The sequence below is a fragment of the Enterobacteriaceae bacterium Kacie_13 genome (assembly GCA_013457415.1).
In the GTDB taxonomy this organism is placed as follows: Bacteria; Pseudomonadota; Gammaproteobacteria; order Enterobacterales; family Enterobacteriaceae; genus Rahnella.
In genome coordinates this window covers 579,652-592,742 of sequence record CP045665.1, presented here as the reverse complement: position 1 = coordinate 592,742, position 13,091 = coordinate 579,652, and the positions used below count along the sequence as shown (strand labels likewise).

General features: G+C 47.8%; 10 protein-coding genes. 4 read left to right on the top strand and 6 right to left on the bottom strand.

Annotated features, from left to right (window positions below):
* Nucleotides 1-37: 37 nt before the first annotated feature.
* The 4 genes from GE278_02705 to GE278_02690 all read right to left on the bottom strand — a co-directional run bounded on the left by GE278_02705 (nt 38) and on the right by GE278_02690 (nt 5,029).
* The gene (locus tag GE278_02705; protein QLK59764.1) at nt 38-2,332 is read right to left on the bottom strand and encodes a hypothetical protein; all 2,295 of its coding nucleotides are present in this window, start codon (nt 2,330-2,332) and stop codon (nt 38-40) included.
* Between the two features lie 30 nt (nt 2,333-2,362).
* Nucleotides 2,363-2,767 (bottom strand): hypothetical protein, encoded by a 405-nt coding sequence (locus tag GE278_02700; GenBank protein QLK59763.1) that lies wholly within the window; start codon nt 2,765-2,767, stop codon nt 2,363-2,365.
* Between the two features lie 89 nt (nt 2,768-2,856).
* Nucleotides 2,857-3,402 (bottom strand): hypothetical protein, encoded by a 546-nt coding sequence (locus tag GE278_02695; GenBank protein ID QLK59762.1) that lies wholly within the window; start codon nt 3,400-3,402, stop codon nt 2,857-2,859.
* 436 nt (nt 3,403-3,838) lie between these two features.
* Nucleotides 3,839-5,029 carry a DUF898 family protein gene (locus GE278_02690; GenBank protein ID QLK59761.1) on the bottom strand — a complete coding sequence of 397 codons (1,191 nt, stop codon included), beginning with the start codon at nt 5,027-5,029 and terminating at the stop codon, nt 3,839-3,841.
* A 259-nt stretch (nt 5,030-5,288) separates the two neighbouring features.
* Here GE278_02690 and GE278_02685 point away from each other — a divergent pair, with 259 nt between their 5' ends.
* The 4 genes from GE278_02685 to GE278_02670 all read left to right on the top strand — a co-directional run bounded on the left by GE278_02685 (nt 5,289) and on the right by GE278_02670 (nt 9,746).
* Nucleotides 5,289-5,792 carry a GNAT family N-acetyltransferase gene (locus GE278_02685; protein QLK59760.1) on the top strand — a complete coding sequence of 168 codons (504 nt, stop codon included), beginning with the start codon at nt 5,289-5,291 and terminating at the stop codon, nt 5,790-5,792.
* A 37-nt stretch (nt 5,793-5,829) separates the two neighbouring features.
* A complete protein-coding gene (locus GE278_02680; GenBank protein ID QLK59759.1) occupies nt 5,830-6,570 on the top strand; it encodes an SIS domain-containing protein in 741 nt (246 codons plus the stop codon).
* Nucleotides 6,571-6,716: 146 nt separating this feature from the next.
* On the top strand, nt 6,717-8,249 hold the full coding sequence (locus GE278_02675) for a PTS beta-glucoside transporter subunit EIIBCA (GenBank protein ID QLK59758.1): 1,533 nt from the start codon (nt 6,717-6,719) through the stop codon (nt 8,247-8,249).
* Nucleotides 8,250-8,312: 63 nt separating this feature from the next.
* Nucleotides 8,313-9,746: a 6-phospho-beta-glucosidase gene (locus GE278_02670; GenBank protein ID QLK59757.1), complete on the top strand. Its 1,434-nt coding sequence runs from the start codon at nt 8,313-8,315 to the stop codon at nt 9,744-9,746.
* A 43-nt stretch (nt 9,747-9,789) separates the two neighbouring features.
* Here GE278_02670 and GE278_02665 read toward each other — a convergent pair whose 3' ends face one another.
* Both GE278_02665 and GE278_02660 read right to left on the bottom strand, forming a co-directional pair.
* Nucleotides 9,790-11,349 carry a family 43 glycosylhydrolase gene (locus GE278_02665; GenBank protein ID QLK59756.1) on the bottom strand — a complete coding sequence of 520 codons (1,560 nt, stop codon included), beginning with the start codon at nt 11,347-11,349 and terminating at the stop codon, nt 9,790-9,792.
* Nucleotides 11,350-11,353: 4 nt separating this feature from the next.
* Nucleotides 11,354-12,784, bottom strand: coding sequence for an MFS transporter (locus GE278_02660; protein QLK59755.1), 1,431 nt, complete (start codon nt 12,782-12,784; stop codon nt 11,354-11,356).
* Nucleotides 12,785-13,091: the final 307 nt, after the last annotated feature.

Sequence of the window (13,091 nt, the reverse complement as noted above, 5' to 3'; positions counted from 1 at the left end):
TTTTTATTGTGCTGCCAACTCGATATCTCACGCCCATTCACTCCGACTGTGCCCATAGCGAAGAGCTGGTGATCCCCTGGACAGACTCTTTCATCTGCGGATTTTGTGTCAGCGAATCACTTTGCCGATTTCCAAAAGTCGCCATAGCATCGATCAGCATTTGTACCTGCTCGCTTACCTGCGACTGATCGTCGTCAAGGCTGATCACTTTATTTTGCCAGGCAGAACCTGAGAACACGTTGTTAAGCATTATTGAATCATTCGATTCTGTTTGGCTGGTCATTAAATGGCTATTTTTGCGGGAGAACCAGAGATCCTGAACTTCGGCATCGGTGAATTTGAGTGTATCAACGCTTCCGGTCTGGACTGCCGAATCATAAACAGCATCCTGATTTTGGCTTCGGGCAAACTGATAAGTGTCAGGATCTGCACTGTCGGAAAGTGTGCCATTGCCATGACTGCTGGTTAATACGTTATTCCCTTCGGCGCCGCTGACTCCTATTTTCATCGCCTCAATGTCGGCAAGGCTGAGAGTCTTATCGTCAAAGGCAAAATGCAGAAAGCGATCGCTGCTGCTACTAAAATACCCGCTGACGGTCACGGCATCATCGGCACCATAAGCCTGAATGACCAAATTACTCCCCTGCTTGCTAAACCGGGCTGCCGTCGCATTCACACCGGTAAAGTGAAGCGTATCGGACTGCTCCTCTTTGCTGGCGGATTCATTGACGGTATCTTTCCCGTGCCCTGCGGCGAAAATGTAATGGTCAGAAATATTATTATGCCCAATAAGTTTTTCATCAGCCGAATGACTCACGATGTAATGTTGAGAGCACGAGCTTAATAAACCTGACTCATCAGAAAATTGTGGCGTATAAGCCAATAATCCTGAACCGACGTTCACTAAATTTAGAAAACGAGAAACATCACTTTCTTTCAGGCCTTCCAGATAAATATTAAATGCTGAAAAATTCAGCGTAAAGCCACTCAGATCATTTTTAAATGTCGGCGTGATTAAGGATAGTTCCTCCTTATAAATAGTCTGAGCCAAAATCATTGATGAAACATAATCATGGAATATCTGATATTCTTCACTAAGGATCTTACCTGCATTAACCAGAGGATTAACGGTGCCATTTACAGTGCTTCGATAATCTTCACCGGTGGCCACTTCCAGGACGGCTAATTGTCTGGCATCAATATACGCTCCACGCGATCCTGAAACGGTATTACTCACCCCCGCCCATGCATATATAATCTGGTCCGTCAGAACATCAATATCATTCTGACTGGCAATAGCCTGCCTGACTAATGCTTCAAGTTCACTGTTATCCGCCATCGCCGTCTGTAAATCAGTCATATTGCCGAAACCTCGGATATAACGCATGGCTAAAATATCATCCGGTAAAGGTTGTGAGTGATTCGAACGGGTATCACCTTTGTTCACATCAAACCAGACATCGCTAGAGGCTCCCCGTGTTCCATCATTGAACGTAAAACTACTGTTCTGCTGGTGAGTATTACCGTTATCGTCAATAAGTGTAGAATTGGTATAGCCCGTGGCAATGGAACTGATCTTCAGTGAATCTAGCGAAAGCAATTCTCCGCTATCGACTTTACCGTTACTGTTTTTATCCTGCCAGACATTCAGCTGCTGCCATATTGCGTCTGCACTGTCGATTTTGCCATTGTGGTCGTCATCCAGTTCTTGTAATGCCAGATAACCATTTTTCGCCAGGGTTCCATCTTTAAGATAAGTATTGTTGCCAAAAAGCTCACGACCTGAATCTATATTGCCATCCTGGTTAATATCAAGAACCAGTAAACCGTCATCTTTCCCTACCCAGCCTGATTTTTCTGCGAAAGCATTCCCGTCGTGATCAAAATACACACCGTCAGAAAGACTGATAGTCTCAACACCGTCACTATCCAGATCAAGAATGACAGGTGACGAAGCTCTGAGAGCCTCAAGTATGGAAGGGCCAAAATAAGTCCCTAAGGCTATCGGAATGAACAAAGCCGGGTGATATGCCAGCCATGGATTATTAGCCAGAATATTATTAAAATTATCAGTTGATTGTTTAAATTCACTGCCTTTCCTTTTGGTGTACTCGGCAAGTTCGGCATAGTATTTATTTTTCTCTTCAGGAGATAAATCACTTTGATCTAAGAAGGATGCATAAGCATCTTTGGCGGCTTGGTTTTTATTTAATTCGTCAACGAAAGCATTTAAGAAAGGTATATTATTTCCTATCAAGTCGAAAAAACCTTGCTGATTGTTCTTATTTGCAGCATTTGCCTGATCATATAGATCTTTAAAATCCATAGTCATATCGATAAAACCCGCCGATGGATTTTCATCTTAAGTGGTTAAATCTACGAAATCAGAATTGGGTATTTTATCAGTATTATTTATTTTATTAGCAACGCCGAAAGGTGTTTGCGTGTTATCAAGGAAGTTAATACCGATGTTCTTTAGCACCTCATTGCTTAACCTTGTGCAGTTATAATCATTATCTCCTGCGCCGTCTGGGAGTAAATCATATGTGGGGACATTACCTTTCGTTTCATAAAAAACTTTCATTGCCACAGCAATATCATACTGTTCTTTTGTTACGATAAACTGTATCTGTTCCGTTGGAACTCTCGTAGTGACATGCTCGTAGTCAAATTTCCCTGTTGAGTCAAATCCAAACCATGACCATTCGTCCGTTGGACCGAAACTAAAATAGACAGGCTGATTCAGGCTAGTATCCTCGAATTTCAACTATGTGTGCATATATTCGTTTTTATCAAGATCGACATTAGTACCATTCATTACCGTTATAATATAACTCATAATAACTCCATTTTATTTTAATTCCAAAGTGATTTGGTAGGAACTGCACGTGCAAAGTGAAGGCTATATGCATTTATTTTTTTATTTTTTGATTGTATATAGGGAATGATGACATACCTCCCTTTCACAGGGATATTAACAAGTAAGAGAGGCCCGGACAAATGATTATCCAACTCATACCCTGAATTTAGTGCTTTTGCAGAATCCAGTTCTATTTTCTTAAATAGCTCCCCCGTCTCATAGTTATATATATTTACATAGCCTGTTATGATGTCACCTTTTTTAGACTTCATTATAATCTTACTATCTATCATAATACTAATACCGTAATCATCAGGTTTTTCAACTCTAACCATAAATTGTTGTGCGCTAATAGGGTGTTCTGGAACGACATCCTGGTTGGTTGCTGAATCAGTTTGCACTTCAGGCTTTACTGACTCATTTTTCCCTGTCGGAGACGTTGTCTGCGCAGCGGGCACCGCAACATCGGATGCCATCGCAGAGAAGGTACTTACTATAAATAATAAGCTTGTTAAGCAACTGACTTTGACTGGCTGTTTCATAGAGTTTCCAGAGTTAATAACAGTTTTTATTGATCGCTATAACACAACTCAGAATATTGTTAATTTACTCATGAGTTGTTGAGCCTGATAATTTATGCATTAGCGAATTGCAATAACAGGAAGTTATAGCACTTCACCTTATCCCTCAAGAAACAAAATATATTAATTACGAATATGTGGAGAATATCAACAACTCCGGTTACATCAATCAAGAAAATATATGCGTCGTAACTTTATATATTCACAGTTTATCGTTATCAAGATTTTTATTATATTCGTAATGCGAATGGTTTTGGGTATTTATAATATAGGGTGTGGGGGAATTGAGAAAAAATGAAGGGGACTGGTATCAGTAGTTATTCATCGTCCGGAAAGAAACGGGCAGCCTCACGCGCTGCCCGTCCCGAAGGCTGATAAAGCCTTCAATCGTCATGCGTTACAGACTGACACCAACATCAAATGCCTGCGCGATTTCTTCTGCAACGGCCGAATTGGCAGAGTCACCGTGTGCCTGCACATCCAGCAATGACAGGTCGCCAGAAACAGCCGTCGATGCCGCTACGTAGCGCGCAGTACGCACATGTGCCACCGGCGTTGCCAGACCCAGTGAGAACACCACGATCAGCGCATTGGTGAACAGTAGCCCCAGATAGGAAAGCGTTTTCATTGAAGAATGCAGTTTGACGCCGTCGCCGATACGCGTCTGATTGAACACGTAATTGCGAACCGCGACCACCTGATAGCTGGCAACCACCAGCGAGCCGATCAGAAGAATGACGATGGCAAAGAAGAAGTCGAACATATTGCTCATCAGCATCGCAGCGGCCATTTCATCAGACATGCCGCCCATTAAGACCATCTGATATATCATCGTGAAGAACGAGCCCATCAGCCAGAAGGCAAAAATCAGGAACGGCAGGAATAATAAAATGCCCAGCAGGCTGTATTTAATAAAGGCCGCTTTCTTCAATTCAGCGCGAAATGCCGTCTTTCCAAAGAACATATTATTAACGTATAAATCGTGCGTCATGGCGCTGATAATACCCTGCACCGCAGCCACGCCTGGCACTAATGCTACGGCGACCAGCACCATGCTCAGCAATATCGCGCTGATACTGGCAGTCTGAACGGCCATCAATACCACGAACATTATGGGTATATACAGCGCCAGCATCAGCAGGATCGGGCACAGGTACATGGTCCAGTAAGCACGCCCCACTTTGCAGTGATAGTTAAAACGCACGCCACGGAAACTGGTCATGATCGCGTTATAGCGCCAGCTGCGGACAATCACCCACGGCAGCAAAGCAAAAAATGCCAGTACGAACAGCAACGCCAGTTGTGGCATTAGCTTTGCTGAAATATAAAACACAATAATGCCGGCGATCACCAGCAAACGGCCTTTCAATATTTGAATCGGCTTTGCGTGATAATCAAAACGATCACCATTTATTTCAGTATTACCCAGAAAATAACGACGACGGCGTACTGTCGCCCATGCAGAATAAATCCCCAATGTGACGATGGTTAATAAAGCATTCACCAGCCAGATTGCGAAATATTCCCCGCCTTTACCATGAAAACGTACCTGATGCAGGTTATCGTTGTGTTGATTATTATCAGACATTTTTATCTTTCGTCCTGAAAGGAATGAGAAACCGTCTCTCTTATAATGAAGAAAGAGGCGTAGTGCTTGGTGTAACGCTGAAGATTTAATCACGCACGTATACAATCAGGCAATAAAATCTTTACAATTCAGATGAAAAAAATTCTCATTTGGGATAAGTGTCAGGACGATGAAGGGACGGCGGCGTTGCATCCGACCGCCCTAAAATGGTATTAAAACGGTCTGTTTGATTGCCTATAGTGGAAACTGAGTGAGTAACATGACGACCTCCCTCCCTGTCAGCGTCCTGGTGCGCCCGATCCGCCCTGAAGATAATGCTGCGATCGCCAGTGTGATCCGTCACGTGTCGGCCGAATTTGGCCTGACAGCAGATAAAGGTTATACCGTCGCTGATCCGAACCTGGACCATCTTTATGAAAGTTACAGCCAGCCGCGCTGTGCGTACTGGGTGGTGGAGTTGGACGGCGTAGTCGCCGGGGGTGGCGGTATGGCACCGCTGTCAGGCGCAGAGGACGATTTGTGCGAACTGCAGAAGATGTACTTCATGCCTTCACTGCGCGGTCAGGGACTGGCGAAACGTCTGGCGCTACAGGCTATTGACCATGCACGCCAGCAGGGGTTTTCCCGCTGCTATCTGGAAACCACTGCCAGCCTGACCCAGGCTATCGCGCTGTATGAGCGCCTCGGTTTCCAGCACATTGATGGCGCAATGGGGAATACAGGTCATGTCGATTGCGAAGTGACGATGATAAAATACCTGTAATCGCGTTTCCGCTTTCCATTACCTGACAGGCAGCAACATGTTTACTCACAAAGCCATTTCCGCGTTAAACGAACTGGAACTGACGGTTTATAACTACATCGTCAAAAATGGCGACAAAGTGATGTACATGACTATCCGTGAACTGGCGGACGCCGCGGGTGTATCCACTACCACGGTGCTACGGTTCTGCAAAAAAATGGATTGCGACGGCTACTCGGAATTTCGCATCCGTTTTAAACTGTTTTTAGAACATGAAGAAAAACCGCCCGTGTCATTCGGCATCAGCGAAATCATCAGTTATTTCAAAAGTATTAATAACAGTGAGTTTGATGAGTTATTAGATCAGGCCGCACAACAAATTGCTGATGCACAGCGCATTATATTTGTCGGTGTGGGAACCTCCGGTTCACTTGGAAAATACAGCGCGCGTTTCTTCTCGAATGTCGGGAAATTCAGTACCTTTATTGATGATCCTTATTTTCCAATCAACAGCGATATGTATAAAGACGCTATTGCCATTATTCTTTCGGTCTCCGGTGAAACAGAAGAAGTATTGCGCTTTGCCACCCAGTTTAGTCAGCATAACTGCAAGATCATCAGCCTGACTAACAGCGAAAACTCAACGCTGGCGCGGATGGCCGATCTGAACATCTCTTATCACATGCCGCAAATCGTGCTTGAAGGGCAATATAATATTACTACGCAGATCCCGGTACTTTATATTATCGAGACCATCGGAAAGAAATTACCTTTAATAAAACGTGACGCAGCGCAATGAAAAAACAAGGTGTTTTAAACTTGTGACATATTCCTAACCCTGTTTTTTGTTATATCGTGACATCACCCTTTCTTTTGCTACACTCCTGCCAGCAATTAAAAAAATAAAACATCATCTCTGTATACCCCGGCAGGAGAATAATAATAATGGCTATTGATTACGCTCAGACAGCTCAGGATATTGTTAAATATATCGGCGGCGAAAATAATGTGATTAGCATCACACATTGTGCCACACGCTTACGCTTTGTTCTGAAAGATAATAGCGCCGTCGAGAAAGAAGAATTAAAACGCGTAAAAGGCGTGATTACCGTTATCGAGGCCGGAGGCCAGATGCAGGTGGTGATCGGCAATCACGTCAGCGATGCTTACAAACAGGTGCTGAAGCTTATCCATATAGATGAAAACGCGCCGGTTTCTGCGCCGAATGTCGGTATTGTCAGCCGCGTCATGGATGTCATCTCCAGCATTTTCACGCCATTCCTTTATCAGCTTGCCGCCTGCGGTATTTTACAGGGGATTATCTCTTTCCTCGCCGCGGTCGGCATTATGGACGCCAACAGCGGCACCTACCGTATTCTTAACTTTGTTTCATGGACGGCGTTTACCTTCCTGCCAGTCATGATCGCCTTCACCGCGGCGAAAAAATTCAACGTCAATCCATTCACTGCGGTGATTACCGCCTGTGCGCTGATAAGCCCCGATTACATGAACATGCTGACGGCGTTTAAGATTACGTCGATCAACTCCGCCGATCCGGCCATGCAGCAATTAATGCGTGAAGCGGTGAATAATCCGGAAATTGCCCGCATCCTGACGGACGTGGTCGGCATTCCGATAGCCTCACCAACGCTTGATTTTCTTGGTATTCCGGTGAAATACCTGAGCTATACCGCCTCGGTTATCCCTGTCATTCTGATGGTCTGGGCGATGTCTTACGTTGAACGTTTCTTCAATAAAGTGCTGCCGATTGTTATCCGGAATCTGTTTACCCCGATGTTTTGTATCGCAATTATGGTACCGATGACGCTGCTGGTCTTCGGACCGGTAGGCAATCTTATTGGCGGCGCAATTGGCGGCGTTTATAACTATCTTTACCACCTCAGCCCGACCGTCGCCGGATTCTTCGTCGGTGCATTCTGGCAACCGCTGGTTACGCTGGGCGTCCACTGGGGCATTACGCCGGTCACCGTTGGCAACTACGCGACACTGGGCTACGACACCTTCACCGGGCTGCAGGCCTCCGCGGTCTTCGCAATGACCGGCAGTATGTTTGGTGTATACCTGAAAACCCGCAGCCGCGAGATGAAAGGGATTTCTCTTTCCGCTGGCGTCACCGGGTTGTTCGGCATCACCGAACCGGCCATTTACGGCGTTGCGCTGCGTCTGAAAAAACCATTCCTGTGCAGCTGCGTCGCGGGCGGCATTGGTGGCGCGATAGCCGGTTCCTTCAACGCTGTGTCCTGGAGCTACTGCCTGCCCGGCATCGCCGTGCTGCCGGTATTCTTCAAAGAAGGCCACATGCCGCAGTTCCTCGGCTTCCTGCTGTCGATAAGCGTCGCCTTTGTCCTCGGTGCCCTGTTCACCTGGCTGGTTGGCTTCAAAGATGAGCCAGACGTCGTCGCCACCAAAAAAGTTCAGGCAGAAGCCCGACGTGCCACGCAGGCAGAAATGAATTAACGCTGAAATACCCGTGTAAAGGGTGGAGGTCTCCGCCCGCATTAAACATTAAGGGAGAACGAAATGAGCCATCAGTTACCAAAAGATTTTTTATGGGGCGGCGCTGTTGCGGCGCATCAGGTTGAAGGCGGCTGGAATAAAGGCGGCAAAGGCGTCAGCATCTGTGACGTGCTTTCCGGTGGCGCACATGGCGTTGACCGCGTGATGACCGACGGCGTGCTGGAAGGCTACAGCTATCCGAATCACGAAGCCGTGGATTTCTATTCCCATTACAAAGAAGACATCGCGCTGTTCGCCGAAATGGGCTTCAAATGCTTCCGCACATCGATTGCCTGGACGCACATCTTTCCCAATGGTGATGAATTACAGCCAAACGAAGCCGGTCTGCAATTCTACGACGACATGTTTGATGAGCTGCTCAAACACAACATCCAGCCAGTGATCACCCTGTCCCACTTCGAGATGCCGTGGCATCTGGTGAAAGAGTACGGCGGCTGGAAAAATCGTCAGGTAGTGGATTTCTTCGTGCGCTTTAGTCAGGTAGTGATGGAACGCTACAAAAGCAAAGTGAAATACTGGATGACCTTTAACGAGATCAACAATCAGCGTAACTGGAAATATCCTCTGTTCGGCTACTGCTGCTCCGGCGTGGTCTTCACCGAGCAGGAAAACCCAGAAGAAACCATGTATCAGGTGCTGCATCACCAGTTCGTTGCCAGCGCCAAAGTGGTCAAACTCGGCCACGAGATCAACCCGGGGTTCCAGATCGGCTGCATGATCGCCATGGTGCCGCTGTACCCGTTCTCCTGCCACCCGGACGATGTGATGTACTCCGTGGAAGCGATGCACGAACGCTTCCTGTTCAGCGACGTCCACATGCGCGGCTACTATCCGGCGTATGCACTTAAAGAGTGGGAACGTCGCGGGTTCAACATCAAAATGGAAGACGGCGATTTGCAGGCGCTGCGCGAGGGTTGCGCAGATTACATCGGCCTGAGCTATTACATGAGCAACGCGATTTCCGCGCACAACCCGAGTGATGATAACGGCTTGTCCGGCTTCGCAGGCAGCGTACCAAACCCGCATGTCAAAGCCTCCGACTGGGGATGGCAGATTGACCCGGTTGGCCTGCGCTATACGCTGAATATTCTGTATGAACGTTACCAGAAGCCGCTGTTCATCGTTGAAAACGGTTTTGGCGCGATCGACAAAGTGGCTGACGACGGCATGGTTCACGATGATTACCGCATCGCTTATCTGAAAGCTCACATTGAGCAAATGAAGAAGGCCGTGCTGGAAGACGGCGTTGACCTGATGGGCTATACACCGTGGGGCTGCATCGACTGTGTATCTTTCACCACCGGCCAGTACAGCAAACGCTACGGCTTCATCCACGTCGACAAAAACGACGACGGCACCGGCACCATGGCGCGCTCAAAAAAAGAGAGCTTCGGCTGGTATCAGAAAGTGATTGGCAGTAACGGAGAAGTACTTTAAGAAAATGACAGCCAGCCCTGCACGGGGCTGGCTTCTCTTTGGATTATTCAGCCTTCATCTCGAAATACGCAAACTCGCTGTATCCCTCATCGGCATTCATCGCAGACGATGCCGAATAAATACCGATTTTCGCACCGACCCATTTTCCTGCTGACGCAGCAAACTGCGGGCCGATGGCTTTCCAGTCTTCGTGCTCTTCCTGTTTGTAAAAGAAATGACAGACGCCTCGCGGCAAGACTTTCGTCCTGACAAACACCTCTGGCCCGTGCCGCAAAGCAGTCAGCACCGTTCTTTGCTGGCTCAGTTCGCCCTTATCGCTCATCCAGCCAAAATCAAACACCAGCACATTTTCGCCATCCTGCTGACCCACGGATAACGCGCCATACCTTTCGCCGTAGACGATCACCCCGCTCTGCTCCCCGTCGTGGCTAAATTGAGGGTTCAGACGCGTAGTGACCGTAAACTGCGGTGCAGAGAACTTCTGCAGCAACAGCTGCGGCGTGTCGTACAATGCTCGCGGCCCGCAGGGCAGACACGCCAGCCTCAGGCCAGCCGCAGACGGTTTCACCCAGTCACTTTGCGGGTTCGCCTGCCACTGCCATTGCAGGCCATAGCGGCCTTGTGAAAAATCGTCGGACGTTTGCGGAATACAGGGTAAAACAGACAAGCAACCGGCCGGTTTTGTATGAACCGAAACCGGCTGACCGAGCCCATCAGCATCCACGTCCTCACCGATTTCCGGCCAGTCATCCTGATTCCAGCGCATCGGTTGCAGATGCACAATGCGGCCAGCGTGCGCGGCATCCTGAAAATGCACAAACCAGCATTCGCCGTTCTTCAGCTCCACCCAACCGCCCTGATGCGGGCCATTTACTTTGGATGATCCCTGATGCAAAACGTCGCGAGCCTCATACGGACCGGTAATCTGACGCGCGCGTAAGACCGTCTGCCAGCCACGCTCGACGCCACCGGCAGGCGCAAAGATGTAATACCACCCGTGACGCTGATACAACTTTGGTCCTTCAATTGTCGGATGGGAGACCGTGCCATCAAATATGATCCGACCTTCATCGAGCAGTGATGTCGCATCAGGGGACATTTCGCACAGCTGTAACTGATGCTTGATGCCGGAACGGCTGTGGGCAAACGCATGCACCAGCCACGCGCGGCCATCACCATCCCAGAACGGACAGGGATCGATCCAGCCTTTCACCGCTTTAATACAATGCGGTTCGCTCCAGGCTTGCAGCGGATCTTTGGTATAAGACATAAAAATGCCTTCATCCGGCATGCTGTAAAACACCCAGAACAACCCGTTGTGATAACGAATACTCGGTGCCCAGACTCCTTTGCCTGGCTGCACGCTGTCGTAAGCCGGGTAATTAATCCGCGGCACGACGTGATTAACCAGAGTCCAGTTAACCAGATCCCTTGAATGCAGAACCGGCAGACCAGGAATATGGTTAAAGCTCGAGGCGACCATATAAATATCGTCGCGTACGCAGACGATATCCGGATCCGAATAGTCGGCATGCAGTATCGGATTCTGATAGCGCCCGTTACCTAAATCCGCGCTTCCTTCAGATTTGATTGTCATCGCCATCCCTTTATTTAACAGCCATCACGGGAGTCAGATCACCGTCTTTACTTTCCTGCTCGCGAGCAATATCACCGCTGCGTTTCGCCAGATCGCGCTGAATATTTCTCATCGTGGCATCATCAAGTTTGTAGAAACGGGCAAGGAAATAGAGGATCAGATAGGACACCGAGGGCCCGACCGTCAACAGGCCAATAATGCCAGCCGTGGCAAGCGCGGTTTGGGTTTCCGCGCCTGCATGGTAACCGAACCAGCCGAGAGAGAAACCGACGAACGCACCGGCAAACGCCATCCCAAGTTTTAGGGCGAATAAGTTACCGGAGAAGGATAATCCGGTGATCCGCCGTCCTGTTTTCCATTCACCGTAATCGGCAGCGTTGGCCATCATGTTCCATTTAAATGGCTGATACATCTGGTGTAAAAAGCCAATAATGAAATACAACGGGAAAATAACCGGCAGGAACTTTGGCGGAACAAAGAACATCACCACACCGGCCAGAACTAACAGCAAATTGATATTTTTAAACATAGTCAGCGTACTAAAACGTTTAGCAAAATATCCCGCCGCCATCGCCCCGAATATCGTCCCCACCACACTGGTGGTGATAAACGTACTTTTCATCGCCGTGCCGCTCACCAGACTTTGGCCTTTATCCAGCATCAGGTAGGTTGCGTAATACAGCGTCGCCGAACTGCGCATGACGCCCGCCATGCTGGAGAAAAAGGTGATAATGGCAACTATCCGCCACTGGTCGTTTGACAGCAGATTTTTCAAATCACTGCGCACGGAAACCTGACGGGTGTCCTCAGCAGTGATGCGCTCTTTGGTAAAACAAAAACAAAACACCAGCATACAAATGGCAATAGCACCCATCACCGCCATCGTCGCCTGATATCCGGCCTGCAGATCCTCTTTTCCAAAATAATCCACCAGCCATAGCGTACCGACCGAAACCAGCAAACCGGCCAGCGATGAAATCGTAAAACGATAGGATTGCGCGGAAAGCCGGTCCTTATCATCCGTGGTGATCACGCCGCCCAGCGCGCAATAGGGAATATTGATAAAGGTGTAGCAAAGCATCAGCAACGAATACGTGATGTATGCATAAAGCAGTTTACCGGAATGCCCGAAATCAGGCGTGGTGAAGGTCATGACCGCCAGTACCGCGTAAGGGATCGCAAACCAAATCAGCCAGGGGCGAAAATGTCCCCATCGTGTTTTTACGCGGTCGGCGACAATGCCGGTAAGCGGATCGCTGACGGCATCGAGAATACGCGTAACCAGAAACATCACCCCGACAGCTGCGGCAGAAAGACCGTAGATATCGGTATAAAAGTACGTCAGAAACATCGTGACGGAGGAATAAACGATCCCGCAAGCGGCATCTCCCATACCAAAACCGAGTTTTTCTATAACAGACAATTTCTTTACGGCTACCATAATCTGACTCCACACCATGAGGTAGAATAGCTTTCAGAATTGGTATATTAACTTTTGACCGTTGTGTTGAATTTAACCATATTTCACATAGGGGTTATGAAATTTGCTTAATGAGAGGGGTCTCACAAAGGGGAGTGCCGCTTACCGCGAGGGGTAAAATTTATCTGATTCAAATGAAATATTTTCCCTATTTTTTCCGAAAAAAACAGCTGAGCATAACACTCGTAACAATTTAAATTTTCAGATCCAATAGGATTGAGCCTGGAGTTTTTCATACTCATGGCAAATAGTCCTCTATACTTCCAAT